Below are 20,566 nucleotides of genomic sequence, written 5' to 3'. Positions count from 1 at the left end.
CGAATTCTTTCTTCATAGTAAATCCCGTTACTTATCTTATAAAAGATATAACCAGATTTAATATATGGTGGGTCCTACTGGGCTTGAACCAGTGACCCTCGCCTTGTAAGGGCGATGCTCTCCCAACTGAGCTAAGGACCCCATACTTTCGATTAATGTTGGAAACGTTGTTTTGAAGCAGCGCCCCTAATCGAGGAGGCAGATATTATCCAGTTCTAAATGTTTATGCAACCCCTAATTGGATTATTTTATTTAAACTGCTTGGGGGCGATCTTTTTTACTGCTCTTTGTCTATAAAGTGTGCGTAAATGGTTTGTTTACAGCTGGTTTTTTAATAGTAATAAACAAATTAACGAAAGGCGACTGCAATATGAATACTCGGTCACCCTAATTCCAACATTAATTATGCGACTATTTTGGCGCTATAAGTTTACCATTATCTAGAAAACTGTTAGCATCATCACACTTCTATGTCTGCCGTAATGGCTAAATTTAATTGTAAAAAATCAATAAAATTTAAGCATGGTTTCTCTCATTTAAGGTTTTATTTTGCAGAATAAAATTGTTGAACTGAAACATAAAGCTAAGTTGTTTAATCAACTTAGACTTGATCGCGCCTTATCCATTATGGATGATAATGGGCGTGAAGTGACAGCTATCTTACCTCTTTTACTGCATTTTAATCACCCAAACCTGCCTGTTTATCTTGATGAACCTGTACCTCAGGGAATCTGTTTATTTACCCCTGATGAACAACAACAAGATTATTTAACCTCATTAAATGTAGCACTAGATGATGATAAATGTGCCACTTGTTCTCCTATATATAGCTTATATGCAATGGGGAGCACGGGTTCTATTGGTCAAAATTGGCGTAGTGATTTAGATATTTGGGTATGTCATGATCCGGCTATGAGTGATGAGGACGCCCATTTTCTAGAGCAAAAATGCACATTGATAACGGCGTGGGCAGAAACCTTTAATGTTGAAGTTAACTTTTTCTTGATTGCTGAAGATAAATTTAGAAAAGTGAATAATGCGGTAATGACGAAAGAGAGTTGTGGCAGTGCCCAACATTTCTTATTACTGGATGAATTTTATCGCAGTGCCTTACGGATCGCGGGTAAGCCAAGTTTATGGCATATTTTACCGGTTGAATTTGATAATAATTATGATGATTATGTTGATCAGCTGGTTGCCGACGGGGTCCTTGACCGTAACGAGTGGGTTGATTTAGGTGGTTTTCCTTGTATCCCTGCTGAAGAATACTTTGGTTCTGCGTTGTGGCAATTATATAAAGGTATCGATTCTCCTTATAAGGCGGTATTAAAAACCTTATTAATGGAAGCTTATTCGGCTGAATATCCAAATAACCGTTTATTATCGCAAATAATGAAAGAAAATTTTCAGTTGGCGTCTTCAACACAGCTGGAACTGTCGCACGACACCTATTACCAGATCTTAATGAAAGTAACCGCTTATCTCGAAAAAATAGGTGATACTGCGCGTGTAGATTTACTACGTCGCTGTTTTTATTTAAAAATGTTTAGCGGTAATTGTGCTAATGAGAAAAATGCCCGTCCAGAATGGCACCGTACTTCTGTGGCTGAAGTCATTAGTGAATGGAATTGGCATCCTGACCGTATTGCTCATCTAGATAATCGTGATAACTGGAAGATTGAACAAGTTCAGGAAGCGCATCCTGAATTGCTTGATGCGATGATGAAGGGTTATCGTAATCTGATTGGTTTCGCCCGCCGTAATAATATTAGTGAATCGATTAATCCTGCTGATATTGGTATTTTATCGCGTAAGTTATATGCTGCGTTCGAATCGCTACCCGGTAAAGTGACTTTTATTAATCCACAGATCTCGCCTGATTTGTCCGAGCAACAATTAAGTTTCGTGCAAGTACCAGACGGTCGTTTTAATAATTCGGGTTGGTACTTATATAACTCTTCGTTAGAGCCGATGCAGATTGTTGGTCGTAAGCCTTTAGAACATAACGGCTATCTGAGTAAGTTGGTGGCGTGGAGCTATTTTAATGGATTAATGACCGATAAGACTCAGGTCGAAATTTTTAATCAAGACTCAGATATGAACAGCGATGTATTGAATTCATTCTGTAAAGATCTTAAAAGTAAATTCCCTATTCAAGCAAAACCGGCCTCAAATCAGGCGTTAAGTCGTCCTTGTGAGATCCGTGATTTATCTATTTACCTAAATTTAGAATACGATCCGACTAATCACTGGGGCGGTCGAATTATTGAGTTTGATACTAATACCAGTGATGTATTCTCATTTGGTGACTGTAAAGCCTGTTTAGTGGGTAGTATTGATCTGATTTATCGTAATTCTTGGAATGAAGTGCGTACTTTGCACTTTTCTGGTCAAGAACGTATTGTTGATGCATTAACCACTATCATGGGCAAGATGCATCAAGATGCGACAGAACCCGATTCCATTAAAGTATTTTGTTATAGCTTACATTTCCGTGGTTTGATTCGTCATAGCTTTGAACGTTTGGTGCGAGATTGTATAAGTACCAGATTACAACGCGATAAAGATCAGATTGTTAAAATGCTGACGATTAGTGATGATCGCTTTGGTATTTATTTTGAGCGTCGTGGTGTGTCTATTCGTAAGCTTGAAACATCTCTGGATCTGTATAACCATATCTCTGAGCGAAAGCTAGAACAAATGCCTCTACGCATTGATAAAACCACCACGGCAGAAGGCACACCTTTAGCTGTTGAATCTCATTCGTCAGAAGGTTTAGTACAGTTCTTTTTTGAAAACTATAAAAATGGTTTTAACGTTTATATTGTCGATGAAGCCAATCGCGTGGAAACTTACCAGCATCTTAGTGGTAATAAAGATGAGTTAATCAAAGGTGTTCATCGCTTTTATACGAATTCACAAGAAGAATCACGTAACGAAGGTGCATTTGCCAATTTCAATTTACCGCAATTTTACGATATCGTTCATTCAGAAAATAAAGAATTAGAAGTCATTCCCTACGTATCCTCTAAATAATGCTATTTTTTTATAAATAATCCTCATCTTTTAGTCCATTTATCGAAAACGGCACACTTTATTTTTTATTTGTTTTTAGCATGTAAGACATTGACTATTTATGCTGTAAGAATATGCGGATACATTGTTGTGGGCATATTCGTTTCTGTCTATGTGATACACGTTTACTAAGTTTTTAAGTGATTGATTTTATTTTGTTTATTTTAAAGCGTGAGCTAGAACGTCTATTTTTTTTCAAAAAAAAACAATTTCTGTATTGCGGTGATATTAGATTACTCTATAGTAGGTATTCGAAAGGACGCAGTAAGCAGTTGGTAAGGATTACCGACTTGATAATGGATTATCGAAATAGGATTTACCACAGGATGTGGTCGCAAGGAAAAGTCTTCAGGATGAAGATGCGATGGACACTCAAAGGATTTGAGTTAAAGGACACCTCTAGGATGGAGATGAAATAAATCGGAATGATTTATTGTACCAGGATGGTAATAACAAGAAACCCGATGGATTGGGAGTTAAACCTAAAGGAAATTAGGTCAGTCAATTTGCAGGGAGCAAAATTAGTTCAAGGATAGAGCTACATGACTACTTTAAGGACGGCATTTATGCCGTCCTTTTCTTTATCTACAGTTTTATTTTACGTCTCTTTTCTAGCAGACCATAGTGCTCATGCTGTTGCTTTATTGTACGTTATTTCATTGTTATCGCTCATTTCTTACCATGCCTAATTAAAGTCTCGTAATGTACCGCTGTTAACCGATGGTGTATATTTTGCCGCGGATAAATTATATTAATATTTCCTTCTCTATGGTCTCATTACCCCTCTTAAATCATCAATTATAATGAACTGTTTTATTTGGAATTAACACTGTAATAGTACTAGGTCTGATAGGTGTATTGATAGTAATCTGATGCTAATTCGAACAAGAGAGCAAGATAATGAAGACGACTGATAACACCTTTATTGAAACAGATTTTACTGATCAAGACTTAGAGTCGACGATCTTTACTCGCTGTTATTTTTATCGCTGTGATTTCAATCATGCGCAATTAAGTGATGCCGAATTTATTGATTGTCAGTTTATCGAACGCGGTGATATTACGGGTTGCCGATTTGCTTATGCTGACTTAAAAGGTGCAAGTTTTAAAAACTGCGATTTAAGTATGGCTCAATTTACTGGCGCAGAATGTTTTGGCATTGAGTTCCGTAGTTGTAATTTGAAAGGGGCGGATTTTAGTCGAGCTAGCTTTGCCAATTATATTACGGCTAAAACCTTCTTTTGTTCTGCTTATATAACCCAATGTAATTTGAGCTATGCCAATTTTTCTGATCAACGCATCGAAAAATGTGATTTATATGAAAACCGCTGGATGGGCTGTAACTTACTGGGCGCTTCTTTACAAGGGTCTGATTTGAGTCGCGGTGAATTTTCGGCAGACATGTGGTCGCAGTTTAATTTACAGCACTGTAATTTAAGCCACGTTGATTTAACGGGTTTAGATCCGAGAAGGGTTAATTTGCATGGTACACGTATTTGTAGTTGGCAGCAGGAACAGCTATTAGCACCATTTGGCTTAATAATTATTGGTGATTAATCAATGAATACGATCAAGATCACATATTTATTGCTGCTAAGGTGACCGTAGTAGGCACTATTATTGCGTTATATTGATGGGCTGATTTTATCCTGTAAGAGATCGACTATTCGTGTTGATAGATAAAGTACTTTTATTAAGGAGTGATCCGAGGTATCCATTGTATATATTTCTCTTTATTTTATTGTTAAAGCCTATTCTCACGGCTTTTGTAGCCATTTGTGCTAAGTAATTAGTGTTTAAGCACTAATTAAATTTGTTTTTCATCGCTATTTATTGTTTTTAGGTTTGCTATATTTGTTTCCAGAGACGCAGGAAGTTCATCAGGATGATGACTTGGCACTCTACATGAAACTGCAAGGATGTGGTGGATTACAAGGATAGCACTCACGGATTCAGAGTGAATAAAGGACACCTCCAGGATGGAGATGAGAAGCAGGTTAGGATGACTTGTTAGGCTAGGATTGCCAAAGGAACAACTCAAAGGATTGGGGAAAAGTAAATCACCTAATGGATTAGGTAAATGTCTAAGTGCAGGGAGCACAATCAGTTCAAGGATATGAGCTATTACGACAACGTAAAAGGGCTGCACTAGTTACTAGTGTAGCCCTTTTCTTTTGTCTAAAATTTAGATTTTATATAAACAAGACCTATCACTTCACGTTAGAAATTAACGCTTTCACCGCCTTGATTTTTAACTGCTTCGGTTAATACCTGTGATAACTCTTGTTGGGTGCGGTTATCAATCCATGCATCATTGATAAATGCAAAGTGATGGCCATTGGCTTTTGTTGCTACCCATAGTTGGTGTAATGGTGTTTGTTTATTCAAGATAATTTGCGAGCCATCACGACAATATAGAGTCAAAATACTGTTACTGTTTTCATAATCGAGTTCAACATCACTGTCATCAATAATCTCTTCAAAGCTTATTAATAGTTCATCAACCTGTTGGTGGAATTCTGAATCAGTCATTTTTTATTAATCCTATTGCTTTTAATTTTGTCAGTGCGATTATAAGGGATAGGATTAATTTATCATTGAGTCGGTTATGAGCCAAGTAAGAAAAACAAAATTTATTACATTAGCCTTTATGTTTAGCGCTGGTTTACTCAGTGGTTGTGGTATGTCAGGTCCTTTATATGCACCTGGCACGGGACCCGATGCTAAAAAAGCAAAACAAATCCAGGTCGCAACACCGACTACAGAAAGTGTGGATAGTGATGACGAAGCTGGCAAGACGCTAAGTAGCGACGCAGAATAAATATACATTGTCACATGATGTGCAATGAATGAATTAGTGTACGAATTAAAAGAAAAGGGATAGAGCATTGGATTACTTTAATTATCAGGATGATGGCCAGTTATTTGCGGAACAATGTGCAGTTGCAGATGTAGCAGACAAATTTGGTACGCCAACGTATATATATAGCAGAGCGACAATTGAACGTCATTGGCATGCATTTAATGATGCTGCTGGTACGCATCCGCATTTGGTTTGTTATGCAGTAAAAGCTAATTCAAATATTGCAGTGTTAAATGTGATGGCACGTCTGGGCTCGGGTTTTGATATTGTATCTGGCGGTGAGCTATTACGTGTGATTGCGGCCGGTGGTGATCCAAGTAAAATTGTATTCTCTGGTGTTGGTAAAACCATCGCCGAAATTAATTTAGCGCTCGATCATAATATTCATTGTTTTAATGTTGAATCGACGGCTGAGTTGGAACGTATTAATGACATTGCCGTGGGCCGTGGAATACAGGCACCTATATCTATTCGAGTGAATCCTAATATTGACGCGGGTACCCATCCTTATATTTCTACCGGTTTAAAAGAAAATAAATTTGGTATCGATATTGATTTAGCTGAAAGCGTTTATAAAGCTGCGAATAAAATGTCGGGTATTAAATTAAAAGGTGTTGATTGCCATATTGGTTCACAATTAACAGAGCTATCGCCCTTCTTGGATGCTGTTGATAAGCTATTAGTGTTAATTGATAAGTTATCAGCGCAAGGTATTGAACTGGAACATCTCGATGTTGGTGGTGGCTTGGGCGTACCTTATGATGGTGAAACACCCCCACAACCTGCTGAATATGCGCAGGCATTAAAAGATAAATTAGCAGGACGTAAACTGGCACTTATTTTTGAACCTGGTCGTGCGATCATGGCGAATGCCGGTATTTTGGTAAGTAAAGTTGAGTATATTAAACTTACGGAACATAAAAACTTTGCTATCGTTGATGCAGCCATGAACGATCTTATTCGCCCAGCGTTATACAGTGCGTGGCAAGCGATTGCGCCAGTGAACAAATCATTAGAGCGTGAATGTTTAAACTATGATGTGGTTGGTCCTATTTGTGAGACTGGCGATTTCTTAGGTAAGAGCCGTGATTTAACGATCGCGATGGATGATTATATTGTTGTACGCTCTGCCGGTGCTTATGGTTCAACCATGAGTTCTAATTATAATTCACGTAGTAGACCTGCCGAAGTCATGGTAGATGGTGATGTTGCACATTTGATTCGTCGTCGAGAAGCGCTTGCAGAGATCTGGAAAGACGAAGCGATTTTACCTGCATAATAATATTCTATCTACTGAATGAAATAGGGGTTACAGGTTCATATGTTTATACAGTTTTCAAAGATGCACGGTCTGGGTAATGATTTCATGGTCGTTGACTGTGTTACTCAAAATGTCTTTTTTAATAATGATAATATCCGTCGTTTAGCGGATAGAAATACCGGTATTGGCTTTGATCAACTACTTGTGGTTGAAGCGCCTTATGATCCTGATCTTGATTTTCATTATCGTATTTTTAATTCTGACGGTAGCGAAGTGGAACAGTGTGGCAATGGCGCTCGCTGTTTTGCAAGTTTTGTACGTCATAAAGGGTTAACGAACAAGAGCAAGATCGCGGTGAGTACGAGCGCAGGTAAGATCTCCTTACAGGTTGAATATGATGGCCAGATAACGGTAAATATGGGGGTGCCTGAATTAGCGCCAGATAAAATTCCGTTCCGTGCCACCAAGCAAGAAAAAACCTATATTTTACGTGCGTTAGACAGCACTGTGTTTTGTGGCGCCGTGTCGATTGGTAACCCGCACTGCGTGACATTAGTGGATGATATTGAGACTGCACCATTGGCCGAACTCGGTCATGCGATCGCACATCATGAACGTTTTCCTAACCGTGTAAATGCGGGGTTCATGCAGGTATTATCACCTGACCATGCTAAATTAAGGGTTTATGAACGTGGTGTTGGTGAAACACAAGCTTGTGGAACCGGAGCCTGTGCTGCGGCTGTGATTGGCCAATTACAAGGTAAACTCGGTCAAGATGTGTGTATTGAGTTGCCTGGTGGTAAATTGCAAATTTCATGGCGAGGTCCAGGTACACCAGTATTTATGACGGGTCCAGCAACCCATGTTTATGATGGACAGATTAATATATGATCAACGTTGAACCTTCGATGTTGAACGCGGAAATGCCTGTTATCTCAGAGCAAGATGTGATTGCTTTTTTACAGGCAGATCCGGATTTTTTTGTGCGTAATAATGACTTAGTCGATACCTTGCCTATTTCTCATGGCGCTCAAGGTAGTGTGTCTTTAGTGACATTACGGTTAGAACGACAGCGACAACGTATTGCCGATTTAGAGCAACAGTTACAGCAGTTAGTGGCCATTGCGGCTGACAACGATAAATTATTTCGTATCTATGCAGATATTTATACGGCCTTGTTTAATTGCACTTCAGTGATGCAAATGCAACGTATTTTGGTCACTCAGATCCAATCTCAATTACCGTTAGCGGCTGTAAATTTACATTTAAATGAAGCCTATTTTCACCTTAAATCACAATATCTACCGTTAGCTATTTCTGCTGGACAGTTAGTGCGTATTCGCCAGAAACAATTTGCAGGCGGTGATCATTACTTTGGTCCTGTCGCAGGCGTGGATAAAGCATTATTGTTTGGCCAAGATGCCTTGGTTAACTCTGTGGCATTAATGGCATTAGGTGAACGAGGTGAATACGGTTTGCTCGCTATTGGCAGTGCCAATGCCGATCATTATCAGGCGGGCATGGATAACTTGCTGTTAGGTCAGCTTTGTCGCATTATCTCTACCCTGTTACCGCAACTGATGCCTTCACGTGACAACGCCATTTAAAAAAAATACCGCTGCAGGTAGTGAGCTACCTGCACAATTAGTTAAACCTATCGAACGTTTTTTACGTTATATCACCAGTGAACGACAATTAAGCCTACACACAGCCCGTAATTATCGCCGTCACCTGACCTTATTCGCCGAGCAAATGCTGACGTTACCGATCACGGAATGGCGCGCCCTTGATGCTGCCCAGGTACGTAAATTAGCGGCTTTAAATCATAAACTGGGTTTATCGCCTCGCAGTCTGGCAACCAAATTATCTGCATTACGCAGTTTCTGTGATTACTTGGTATTACAAGGTGATCTCACCGCGAACCCTGCGAAAGGGGTATCGGCACCACGCCAGCATAAAACTTTACCTAAGAACTTAGATGTTGATGAAATTAATCAATTATTATCCGTGTCTAATACGGTAGATACAGATGACCCGTTTTTAGTGTTACGCGATAAAGCCATGATGGAGTTAATGTACTCTGCGGGTTTACGGTTAGACGAACTGGTTAATTTGGATTTAACAGATGTTAAGTTGCGAGAAAAAACCATGCGGGTGATTGGTAAAGGTAATAAACAGCGTCAGTTACCGATTGGTAGTATCGCGATCACCGCGTTACAAGCGTGGTTAGCAGTGCGTGGTGAATATGCTGACAACGCGCAATCGGCATTATTTGTCAGTCAATTACGACGTCGTATATCTCATCGCAGTGTACAAAGTCGGATGGCCAAATGGGGGCAGCAGCAAACGTTGACCAGTCATGTTCATCCACATAAGTTACGCCATTCTTTTGCGACTCATATGCTCGAATCGAGTGGTGATTTACGTGCCGTACAGGAATTATTAGGGCATGCTAATATCAGTACCACGCAGATCTACACCAGTTTGGACTTTCAGCATCTAGCCAAAGTGTATGATGCCGCTCATCCTCGCGCAAAAAAGAAAAGAGATGACTGATGAAATTCTATCGACGATTACACCAGATTAGAGCCATGAGCTTCGATCTTGACGATACCTTATATGATAACTATCCAGTTGTGCGTCGCGCCGAGGCTTGGATGCATATGCATTTACGCAGTCAATATCCACACATTACACATTTAGATGATAATGCTTGGTCACAGTTAAAGCGTCATGTTCTTCATCAACAACCCCACTTGATACATGATGTTAGTGGGATCCGTATTGCCTGTTTAATGACGTTATTTTTACGTCATGGCTATAGTGAACAAGAGGCTAAATCTGTCGCTAATACTATTTTTTCGCAAGTTCAGGCGGTGCGTAGTGATTTTCAAGTGCCGGAACAAACCTTTGCGGTATTAGCAACGCTTGCCAGTAAGATCCCATTAATTGCGATCACTAATGGTAATGTCGATACTGATAAAATTGGTTTAACACCTTTTTTCACGGCCGTGATAAAACCAGGTAATGGGCTGAGAATGAAACCGTATCCCGACTTATTTTCATTGGCAGCAGAGAGATTAGCCTTACCGCCACAACATATTTTGCATGTCGGCGATCATCTTAAGTCCGATGTGGCTGGTGCGATCACCAATGGCTTCATGTCTGCGTGGTTTAATGACCAACAACAATCGCTCATGACGAGTAACAAAGCCAGTCATTTACCTGATATTGAAATAACGCACTTGGATGAATTAACAAGCCTGTTATAATCCCCCCATTCTACTGATTAAATATACAGTCTAAGGTGACTAAATTATGGATGTATCTCTCTTACTGGACGGCCTCAACGACAAACAGCGTGATGCTGTTGCTGCACCACAATCGAGTATGCTGATTTTAGCGGGTGCTGGTAGTGGTAAAACCAGAGTATTGGTACATCGCTTAGCTTGGTTAATGCAGGTGGAGCAGTGCTCGCCTTATTCTTTATTAGCGGTGACATTTACCAATAAAGCCGCAGCAGAAATGCGTGGCCGTGTTGATAAGCTATTAAAAGGTCGTCAGCAAGGCATGTGGATCGGTACTTTCCATGGTATCGCGCATCGTCTATTACGCGCCCACCATTTAGATGCCGGCTTACCCGCTGAATTCCAAATTATTGACAGTGATGATCAACTGCGATTATTGAAACGTTTGATCAAAGCCATGAACCTTGATGAGAAGCAGTGGCCAGCAAAACAAGCTATGTGGTATATCGGCGGTAAAAAAGATGAAGGTCTGCGTCCTGAACACTTACAAGCGTATGATCCGATTGAACGTACCTGGATCAAGATTTATCAAGCTTATCAAGAATCTTGTGATCGTGCGGGCTTAGTCGATTTTGGTGAGTTGTTATTACGATCGCACGAACTTTGGCTGCACAAACCACATATTTTAGCCCATTACCAAGATCGTTTTTCTAATATCTTAGTGGACGAATTCCAAGATACCAATAATATCCAATATGCGTGGTTACGCATGTTGACAGGCGATCGCGGTAATTTGATGATCGTGGGTGATGATGATCAGTCTATTTACGGCTGGCGTGGTGCGCAGGTCGCAAATATTCAACGCTTCTTAACCGATTTCACGGGTTCTAAAACCATTAAGCTTGAACAAAACTACCGTTCGAGCAGTAATATTCTCAATGCTGCCAATGCGCTTATCGTTAATAACAGCGAGCGTATGGGCAAAGAATTATGGACAGAAGATAAAGAAGGTGACCCGATCTCCTTGTATGCGGCATTCAATGAAGTCGATGAAGCGCGTTTTGTTATTGGCCGCATTAAAGAGTGGCAAGATCAAGGTGGTTCACTCAGTGATTGCGCAATCTTATACCGCAGCAATGCCCAGTCTCGTGTGCTCGAGGATGCGTTATTACAAGAGCAGCTCGCTTACCGTATTTATGGTGGTCATCGCTTCTTTGATCGTTTGGAAATTAAAGATGCAATGGCGTACATGCGTCTTAAAAATAATCGTGATGATGACGCGGCATTTGAGCGTATTGTGAATAAACCAACGCGTGGTATTGGCGATCGAGCCTTGTCATTATTACGTGATGCTAGCCGTGAGCAAGGTTCAACCTTGTGGCAAGCGGCGATCTATCTACTCGATAACAATTTGATCGCAGGCCGTGCGGCAAGTTCGATCCGTAAGTTTGTCGAACTGATCACCGAATTGGATAACGACGTTGCCGAGTTAGCCCTACATGAACAAATTGATCATGTGGTTTTATACTCAGGTCTGAAATCTATGTATCAGCTAGAAAAAGGTGAGAAAGCGCAGTCACGTATTGAAAACTTAGAGGAACTGGTTTCTGCGGCGCGTGGTTTCAAGATCCCAGATGACAGTGAAGAAATGACCGAGCTATCTGCCTTCTTAGCTTTTGCAGTATTAGAGTCTGCAGAGGGGCAAGCAGATGAATTTGAAGATGCAGTGCAGTTGATGACGCTACACTCGGCAAAAGGTTTAGAATTCCCAGTGGTATTCATGGTCGGTGTCGAAGAAGGTATGTTCCCAAGTCAGCAATCGACAGAAGAAGCGGGGCGTATGGAAGAAGAGCGTCGTCTTTGTTATGTGGGTATTACCCGTGCGATGAAGAAGCTATATATCAGTTATGCGGAGTCGCGTCGTTTATACGGTAAAGAGATGAATCATCGTCCGTCTCGTTTCATTCGAGAAATACCCGAAAAGTATATTGAAGAGATTCGTTTAAAAACTCAAATTCGCCAACCAACTCAGTTTGGGCGTTTTAGTGCGGGTTCAGAAAAAATGTCATTTGAGTCGACTGGCTATCAGTTAGGTCAACGTGTACTGCATACTAAATTTGGTGAAGGTATTGTGATGAACTACGAAGGCAGTGGTCCGCAATGTCGTATTCAAATTGAGTTTGATCAACTAGGCAGTAAATGGTTGGTAGTATCTTACGCTAGATTGCAGGCTCTATAGTCTCACTCAATTTTTTATAGTATAGTTGCGCGATTTTTAGGATAGTATCACTGCATACTAAACGCTAACTTGGATGTTAGCGCTACCTATGCGGTTACAGGGAGTTATTTTGATATTACGATTTATCGTCGCGCTAATGTGCTTATTCAGTTCATTTGCCTATTCTGCTGTTTTTAAATCAGAACATACGGCGTTATTAAAGCAATGGCTATCTGGCATGCATAGATCGACCAATGATGTGATTCAAGGACGTGCAATTAACATCGATCTAAATATCTCTCCTATTTGGCAAGACCGTATTGACGGTGAATGGTTATATATGGAGAGTCGCATTACTCACTCTTCAAACAAACCATTTCGTCAGCGTATTATGCAATTAGTCGCCACACCGAATGGCTTGATCCGTTTATACATTTATTCTATTCCACGCGCATCTGACTTTGCTGGCGCTTATTATACGCCACAACTATTGACGAGTTTGACTCAATCTCAACTCAGTATTAGTAATAACTGTGAATTACTGATTGAGTTGAAGATAACAAATACCTTTGTTGGTGAAACGGCTTCTGAATCTTGTATTAGTCATCGAACGAGCACATCATTAATGACGACATTTTTTGCTGTCTCAGAAGTGAATATTTCATTTTTAGATGGCAGTTATGATCAGTTTGGAAAATTAGTACGGGGTAGACTTGATGTACCCATTACTTTTTTGAAAATTGAAGATTATGACGTGAGTAAATAGGCAAAATAAAATAAGCACCTAAGGGTGCTTATTTTATATGTATTGCAGTAATGAACTAAGATTTTAATCGCGCACGTTGATGACGGTTATTTTTAAAACCATCGATGCTAAACACGACTAACCCAGCCCAAATAAACACAAATGTCAGCAGTGTTTCGGTATTCACTACTTCATCATAGAGCGTGACACCAAGAATAAAGATTAATGTTGGGCCTATGTATTGGAAGAAACCTAGCGTTGATAAAGGTAAGCGTATAGCTGCATGATTAAAGCACAGTAGCGGTATTGTGGTGACAAAGGCAGCACTGAGTAATAGCAAGTTAAGGTGCATACTATTGGCACTCAGATCCGATGTTGCTGAGTCCGCGAAGATAAATAAATAAGTGGCCGCGATAGGCAGCATGATAATGGTTTCAATTAACAGACCAACCAGCGCATTGAGACGTAATTTTTTACGCAGTAATCCATAGAAACCAAAAGTACAACTTAAGACCAAGGCTACCCAAGGCAGATATCCTAGCGTGATAACTTGAATTAAGATCCCTATCACCGCAAGTAATATAGCAACCCACTGTAATTTACGTAATTTTTCCGACAAAAATATCATGCCAAGAAAAACGTTAATGATCGGGTTAATAAAGTAACCTAAACTGGCATCGAGTAAATGATCATTATTTACCGCCCAAATGTAGGTTAACCAGTTAACACTGATTAATAATGATGTGCAGATCAGTAATAACACATTTTTAGGTACGGATAATACCGATTTTACCATTGGCCATAACTTGAATAGACTCAGTAATACGGCAATTAAAATACAAGACCATACCGCGCGATGGGCTAATATTTCATAGGCTGGTACTTGATGTAATTGTTTAAAGTAGATCGGAGCCATGCCCCACATTACGTAAGCAAGGATTGCGAATATCACCCCTTGTTTAGTATCATTGTTGGTTGTCATTACTTATACCAGTGATGTTTATAGGTGTAGATAGATTGGTTAGCATAACAATGATGGATAAGCAGGGGTAGTGATATTAATAATCTTATTGTTGGTTATCCGACTAAATAAGTGCCGGTACCAAAGGCAATGTGAATCCCTTCTTGATTGTGCAGTTCCATACGGGTAACCGCAACTTTATTACCCGAACGAATCACTTGTGCTGTGGCGGTAAATTCATCTCCCCAACCAGGACGTAAATAATCGACTCGCAAGTCTATCGTACCGAGTGACTTTAGATTTTTATGAAAGTTAGCGGTACTTTTTGTTTCCATGTTGGGGATGGCTGCTGCTGCCACTAACATGCCGCCAGCGACATCAAGCAGACTCGCTGTTACACCGCCATGAAGTATTTTTCGGATAGGGTTACCAATCAATTTGTCATCCATGTTGATGCGTAATTCTATACTGTCAGTGGTGTAGTTGGTAATACGCATGCCGAGTAGGTCGTTAAATGGCATTTGGTTCATAAACATATCACTGATGAAATCCAACATTTGCTGCTCAGTGAGTTCTTGATCAATTACATCTTGCTCTGTCATTGTTTGCATGGGTCCTGCCTAAACTGTGTGTGCTATTAAAATCGAGGGTTTAACAAACGAGTTACGTTAAGGTAGCTCACTTTCATCGAAAATACACCTTAAATTAATTATTCAGCGGATATTATTTTATGAAGGACTGGGTTCTGGTATCAATATTATGCCTTGGTAACCGGTTAATGTGATTTTATTTATTCGTTCGCTGAGGCTGCCATCAGCATTAAGACGTCGGTAATATCCGGGTAAGTCTAGGGTTACCTTTGCTTGCTCACTGAATTTTTTATCACTGCCATTACGGTCGGTATAATAAAGTATTAAGCCATGTTGATAGCGCCGAGCGATGACGGCTACTGTTGGCGGTTGCGGTTGCTGCCAGGGTAATACGCTGCTGGCTTGACGATAAAAATAAAACCAATGGCTTGGCGTGATTGCTAGCGTTTGATTATTTACAGTGAGTTGTGTATCGACGCTGGTCGCCATCATATTATTGTCTTTATCGACATAGTCGACTGGAGGGTAATTATCGGGGGCTGAAATCGGTTGACCAATGTTATAGCGTAACATTGCTGTGGGCTGGTAAGCGACATTGTTTGGAATGCCGGGTTGGTAGTAGTTATCTGCTCGGGTATTTTTGCTCGAGTAATAAAAACTATTATTCCATTGCTGATAAAAATCCAGTCGGGGGTTATTCAGTAAGTAGAAAATAGCCAGATTGGTGCTTTGATCATACTGCCAGTTCACTTGACTATGGCCTTGCCAACGTACTTTTCCGCCTTTACGCATATGCGCCATCAACACGCTACGCTTACCTTGTGCGCTTAATAAGAAGTGTTCCCAACGTTGCAGTAACCCGCGTTTTTGAAACAAACCTAGGCTTGGATGAATGTAATCTTCACGTACAAAAAAATTAAACCCGGCAACCAAAGATTGTAAGTCGGGTTGGCTAAAGAGGTTTAAATCAGAGATATTGGCACCAATCCAAGCTTGTGGGTTTGTTTGTTGTAAATGCTGATTAAAGGCGCTGAGACTCTGCCAATAAGATTTGCCCGCTTGTCGAACCGGGAGTTGTAATTCGAGAATATTTCCTCCAGTGGTGGTGGGAAATTGAGTGCTGTTCGGAACCCGGTAAAGTGAGTCATTATAAGCACCTTGATAGCCTTGTTGTTGCCAATGTTGATAAAGATAGTCTGTTAGTAAAGTACGATTGAGTGCAGAGAATAAATTAACGTAGCACAGCGCTGATTTTTCATTCCACATTCTACCCAAGGGTATTAAGCGCGCTTGATAAGGCAAGCGAGCACTGGCATTATTATTTAAACGTTGCAGGTATTCACTATCATCAATATAGCCATCTTTATTACTATCGTTAATGGGATCCCAACCGGGGATTGTGACATAGTGTTGGTTTGATTTTTCAGTAAATTGATACCAACTTGGTAAACGGAGTTTAGTTAACGTTAACCCTGTAATTGGATTATTAATCTCAATTTTCAATACATAAAAACGGGCGTGTTTAACGTTTAATTGGGCGCTTAATTGCGAGCTGAGTTGTGGTGAAATACTGACTCTTGGCCAACGTTGCGGCGGATTCCAGCGGCTGTTTAATGTCGATGCTAGAGGCTGTGTTAGCAATGGTTGCCAAGCATATTCAAGCGTTTCTGTCGTTATATCTCGTGTTGCATAGGAGATTGTTATGCTGCTACTGTTGAGCTGTTGCCCATTAAACGTGATATCTAAACCCATTAATTTCTCTGATGAAAATAAATATAAGGATTGGTTTTTTTTTAGCGCCAACGGTTGCTGTATTGGCATGTTGATGGGCTTAATGCGACCTTGCCGCGTTAGCGTTGAAGGTTGTTGAATGGCAACAAACTCGGGAATGCCGTAGAGTGGGGTATGCGCACCGTGTTTGTTGTTTGGTATTTCAAATTGAGTGTCGTTTTGAAAGTGTAGAAATAACGATTCATATTCTTGCTGCTTCAGGGTTATCCAGTGTCGTAATTGCTGCTCCTTTTGACCCATCTGCCAATCTAGTTTTTGACTATACATATAACCAAGTTGGGTAATGTTTTTGGCATTATATTGACTATAATGCCCACCAATACTGATATCAGCATGGGTATCTTCCCATTGTGATACTGCAGAGGCTGAATGAAATTGTTGCTGTAAATGAGGTGCTGTCGCGGCTTGTTGTTGGCCAGTGATCACCCAAGCGGTACCTGCAGAAGGATATACTTGACTGACTGCGACCGACGTTACTGAAATGAACATCAGTAAACCAGCACTGCAGCCAACCAGAGGCCTATACATAAATCATGTGTCTCACACCATTCACGTATTTTGAATGTCGTGATGGATTAAGCGGGCAGCGACTGACTAAATCACTGAGCAGACGTTCATGTTGATCTTGGCACTTTAATTCTAATAGTACATAGTCACCCATTTTATGTGAGCGAGTGGTATTCGGTTTACTCCAATAGCGCTGGTCGTATACTTCCATATCACTATCAAGTGTCGCGCGTATTCGCCCGCAAAAACTAATTAAGTATTGGCGCTTATAACGTCCTAATAATATGGGGTAAGTTTGGCTATCCCATTCTGACAATGCCTGTAGAGTCAGCTGAGATTGGCAGTGCTTAATGTGCTCTGACCAACTGATATTGGGGTCATCAAAATTAAGCTGTAAAGGGTAAATTACTTTACAGCCTTTACCGCTACGGCGCAGCTTAAATTCAAGCTGCGCTTTACCTGCATTAGTAATATCGTGATACCAACGAATACGCATTTTATTACGGTTGCTAATACCGGAGAGATTCTCGGCAAAGCAAGCCATTTGGTAACTGTCAAAATAAACACTATTTACATGTTGAGCCGGGTGATGTTGGCGAAACCCCATTGGTGATAGTCTCAACCAAGACAGCATGTACTCTAAGCGATTAAGCGGGATTGGTATTTTAATTTCAAAGCGATAGTCTTGAATCATTTGGGTTTGTCCGAGCGCATGGAGCCAGTGTAAAGTTTTTTCACGTTTAATTTTTTAGCTGTTTGTTGTTGACCATCTAACGACAGATAGTTGTTTTTTTGAAGCATGCTGATATTACTGCAGTGATCACAGTTAAAACTAGACGCTTGCAAACTCGCCCCACCAAAGAATGGTTTTTTCATATAAGACATGAAGAGGTAATGCTTAATGTCGACAGCATGAATATCAGCGGCAATTACTTGTGAACCATCTTTCGCGACAATACCAAATGCCGCATTATTCACTTGGATATTACTCGCATCAACGCTGCTGTGTTCGCCCGCTGAAATGGCTTTATCACGGATTTGACTAAATTTGCTATTACGCACGATAATGTTTGAACCACTAATATCAATGGCATCACCACCAGACCTCACGCCGACTGTGTTGAATTGACTGTCACTGATCGTGCCTTTACAAAAATCACAATCAAAGCCATCAGAATAAGCATTTTCGATGAGTAATTTAGTCAAATTAAATTTACTATTAACCATATTCAAAGCATCTTCGGAGCGGTTATTACGCAAGGTCATATCACTGGCATTAAGGTCAACATCGTACATGTACAGTGCCCCTCTGGGTTGCCAATTACCTTGTTTTGGACTGGCACTGGCTGCCATATCCAAATGTTGGATTGTTGATTTACTGCCCGAGCCGAATACCGCAATACCTTGCCAATTTTTTTTACTACTGGCAGTGAGCGTGACCGGATATTGGGTGCTGCCTTCAATATCAAGTTGCCCGAAAATAAGCATGCCTGCATTTTTACTGAAACGTAAATGGGTATTTTCTGGCATATACACTCGGGTATCTTCAGGGGTGATGAGATAATCATTAATTTGCCAATTACCGGGTTTGAAATACCAACCATCTTGTTGCACTTGAATAAAGTCATACTTAGCAAGTACATCAGACTCTTGCTGCATCGGCAGAGGTCGAGGCAAAAAACGCGTTGCTGATTCACCTAATTCAAAGCGATATGTTTGGAGTTTTTTATTATTCTGGCGACTGAGTAATTTAATACTATACGCTTCATCGTTATCAATGATTAAGCTGCCGTCAGCTTGGTTTCTGGTTAAGATAAAAGGTAATTCGGGCGCATCAACTAAACTAATTTCACTGCCCCATTTATCACTCACAACTATATCAATAATAGATACAGGTGCTTGATTGTTATTACGTAATTGCAGTTGTTTTTCATTGTTGCTATAGCGGAACTTACTCGCAAGATCCCAAGGTAATTCCGCGCTGAATGTATCAACATGGCGATGCCACTCTGTTGGCATAGTGGGGAGTGATTGACAACCGTCTGCTAAACATTGTGCATGGGCCGTTAAACTATCAAAATTATAGCCTTGCAGTAATGGCGAACCATGCTGCATTTTTTTAATGACTTGCTGCTGTAAAATGTCTAATTGTTCAGGTAATTTTTTGTTGTTAACAAGGGTAATAAGGTGATTAAGCGCTTTATCGTATTGGTCTTTTACTTTGTCATCGTTCAGCATGGCTTGGATTAGCGGGAATTGGGCACTGACGGGCTGTAATAAAATTTTATCCGGTACCGGAGATAATGCTTCATCACTTTGGATTGGTTCAAGTTTGGCGGTATGTGGATTGTAATAAAAACGTAAGTTGTTCCAGCTAAAAGCATGCCATGCAGACCACAGGTCGACAGTTGCTATGTATTGGCCAAGTTTACGACTGTCAAATACATCGGAGGCTTTACGGCGTTGATTAAGAAAATCACTGAGTAAGGTTAAAGCGATCTTACGTTGCCTATTTAAACTCGGATCACTGATCGCGTTACGTTGTTGAAATACTTTTGGACGAAATATTTTGTGTAATTGGCTATTATCTTCATTTTGTGTCGCTTGCTCTAATTTTAGGATGAGTCCTTCGGTACGGTTATTATTGGCGAGTAACTCTTTGGCGAATACTTCTTCTAATAGCATTAATCCCCAAGGTGTGCCGTTAACCGTCAGATTTACTGGGATATGCTGAGGTGAAATAATATCAAACCCGGCCACATCTAAGGTTTTCGTAAATAATAGCGGGGCGTGATTGCCGCGTACATTTGGGCTGAGTAAGGCAAACCTTTTTACCTTTAATAGACTGCTTTTACCTTTTAATTCGACACGTAACGACCATCGCAGTGGTGCCGCAACATGATCTAATAAATCGCCTTGTAGACGTACCTTAGCGCTATATTTGTTTTGTAAATAACTGACACTGGCTTTGACTTCAGAGCGTTGATCGGGGATCTGACCTTCTTTTAATGCTTGTTTTCGATCGGCAACCAAGCGCATCCAATCTTGATATTTAATATCTAACTGTAAGTTCGGGATATTAGTATCGGCGTTGAGGTATTTTAGTGGCGCATCAATCAGGGCGTTTAATAGTTGTTTGTTTTTTGTGTTGCGGTCAGTACTATGTGCAACAAAACCATGCTGGACAAGCCAGTTCTTAACGGTTTTCGGCGATGGGGTTATGAGTAATAATATCAATAACAACCCACCAATCGTGTACCAGCGATCGCGTTTTGCAAACCGCGATCTGTTTTCGGATAGGAGCATG

General features: G+C 40.4%; 16 protein-coding genes and 1 tRNA gene. 10 read left to right on the top strand and 7 right to left on the bottom strand.

Annotated features, from left to right (window positions below; genetic code table 11):
• Positions 1-65: 65 nt before the first annotated feature.
• Positions 66-141 (bottom strand) — tRNA-Val (locus tag AKG98_RS02640).
• Positions 142-549: 408 nt separating this feature from the next.
• Here AKG98_RS02640 and AKG98_RS02635 point away from each other — a divergent pair.
• Both AKG98_RS02635 and AKG98_RS02625 read left to right on the top strand, forming a co-directional pair.
• The gene (locus AKG98_RS02635) at positions 550-3,036 is read left to right on the top strand and encodes a class I adenylate cyclase (protein ID WP_067040978.1); all 2,487 of its coding nucleotides are present in this window, start codon (positions 550-552) and stop codon (positions 3,034-3,036) included.
• A 939-nt stretch (positions 3,037-3,975) separates the two neighbouring features.
• On the top strand, positions 3,976-4,632 hold the full coding sequence (locus tag AKG98_RS02625; protein ID WP_067040973.1) for a Qnr family pentapeptide repeat protein: 657 nt from the start codon (positions 3,976-3,978) through the stop codon (positions 4,630-4,632).
• 663 nt (positions 4,633-5,295) lie between these two features.
• Here the strand turns inward: AKG98_RS02625 and cyaY are convergent.
• A complete protein-coding gene (gene cyaY / locus AKG98_RS02620; RefSeq protein ID WP_067040966.1) occupies positions 5,296-5,607 on the bottom strand; it encodes an iron donor protein CyaY in 312 nt (103 codons plus the stop codon).
• Between the two features lie 76 nt (positions 5,608-5,683).
• Here cyaY and AKG98_RS02615 point away from each other — a divergent pair, with 76 nt between their 5' ends.
• From AKG98_RS02615 to AKG98_RS02580, 8 genes are all read left to right on the top strand, one after another.
• A complete protein-coding gene (locus AKG98_RS02615) occupies positions 5,684-5,896 on the top strand; it encodes a lipoprotein (RefSeq protein WP_067040960.1) in 213 nt (70 codons plus the stop codon).
• A 67-nt stretch (positions 5,897-5,963) separates the two neighbouring features.
• Positions 5,964-7,217, top strand: a complete 1,254-nt coding sequence (gene lysA, locus AKG98_RS02610; protein WP_067040958.1) for a diaminopimelate decarboxylase — start codon at positions 5,964-5,966, stop codon at positions 7,215-7,217.
• 42 nt (positions 7,218-7,259) lie between these two features.
• Complete coding sequence (dapF, locus tag AKG98_RS02605; protein ID WP_067040956.1) at positions 7,260-8,090, top strand: diaminopimelate epimerase; 831 nt, start codon at positions 7,260-7,262, stop codon at positions 8,088-8,090.
• Complete coding sequence (locus AKG98_RS02600; RefSeq protein ID WP_067040954.1) at positions 8,087-8,806, top strand: DUF484 family protein; 720 nt, start codon at positions 8,087-8,089, stop codon at positions 8,804-8,806. The genes dapF and AKG98_RS02600 overlap by 4 nt, the downstream gene beginning before the upstream one ends.
• Complete coding sequence (gene xerC / locus AKG98_RS02595) at positions 8,790-9,755, top strand: tyrosine recombinase XerC (protein WP_067040952.1); 966 nt, start codon at positions 8,790-8,792, stop codon at positions 9,753-9,755. The genes AKG98_RS02600 and xerC overlap by 17 nt, the downstream gene beginning before the upstream one ends.
• Positions 9,755-10,471, top strand: a complete 717-nt coding sequence (gene yigB, locus AKG98_RS02590) for a 5-amino-6-(5-phospho-D-ribitylamino)uracil phosphatase YigB (RefSeq protein ID WP_067040950.1) — start codon at positions 9,755-9,757, stop codon at positions 10,469-10,471. The genes xerC and yigB overlap by 1 nt, the downstream gene beginning before the upstream one ends.
• A gap of 46 nt (positions 10,472-10,517) precedes the next feature.
• Positions 10,518-12,686 carry a DNA helicase II gene (gene uvrD, locus AKG98_RS02585; protein WP_067040947.1) on the top strand — a complete coding sequence of 723 codons (2,169 nt, stop codon included), beginning with the start codon at positions 10,518-10,520 and terminating at the stop codon, positions 12,684-12,686.
• A 109-nt stretch (positions 12,687-12,795) separates the two neighbouring features.
• The gene (locus tag AKG98_RS02580; RefSeq protein WP_228140187.1) at positions 12,796-13,431 is read left to right on the top strand and encodes a chromophore lyase CpcT/CpeT; all 636 of its coding nucleotides are present in this window, start codon (positions 12,796-12,798) and stop codon (positions 13,429-13,431) included.
• 55 nt (positions 13,432-13,486) lie between these two features.
• Here AKG98_RS02580 and rarD read toward each other — a convergent pair whose 3' ends face one another.
• From rarD to AKG98_RS02555, 5 genes are all read right to left on the bottom strand, one after another.
• The gene (rarD, locus tag AKG98_RS02575) at positions 13,487-14,392 is read right to left on the bottom strand and encodes an EamA family transporter RarD (protein WP_067040943.1); all 906 of its coding nucleotides are present in this window, start codon (positions 14,390-14,392) and stop codon (positions 13,487-13,489) included.
• A 95-nt stretch (positions 14,393-14,487) separates the two neighbouring features.
• Positions 14,488-14,982: a thioesterase family protein gene (locus AKG98_RS02570; protein WP_067040941.1), complete on the bottom strand. Its 495-nt coding sequence runs from the start codon at positions 14,980-14,982 to the stop codon at positions 14,488-14,490.
• A 117-nt stretch (positions 14,983-15,099) separates the two neighbouring features.
• On the bottom strand, positions 15,100-17,280 hold the full coding sequence (locus AKG98_RS02565; RefSeq protein WP_067040939.1) for a hypothetical protein: 2,181 nt from the start codon (positions 17,278-17,280) through the stop codon (positions 15,100-15,102).
• Complete coding sequence (locus tag AKG98_RS02560) at positions 17,273-17,953, bottom strand: polyphosphate polymerase domain-containing protein (protein WP_067040936.1); 681 nt, start codon at positions 17,951-17,953, stop codon at positions 17,273-17,275. The genes AKG98_RS02565 and AKG98_RS02560 overlap by 8 nt, the downstream gene beginning before the upstream one ends.
• Complete coding sequence (locus tag AKG98_RS02555; RefSeq protein ID WP_067040933.1) at positions 17,950-20,565, bottom strand: CotH kinase family protein; 2,616 nt, start codon at positions 20,563-20,565, stop codon at positions 17,950-17,952. The genes AKG98_RS02560 and AKG98_RS02555 overlap by 4 nt, the downstream gene beginning before the upstream one ends.
• Position 20,566 lies beyond the last annotated feature (1 nt).

Origin of the sequence: Moritella sp. JT01 (assembly GCF_001574435.1) — a bacterium.
GTDB lineage: Bacteria > Pseudomonadota > Gammaproteobacteria > Enterobacterales > Moritellaceae > Moritella.
Note: the sequence above shows the minus strand (reverse complement) of the source record. Positions and strands in the feature narration are given on the sequence as shown.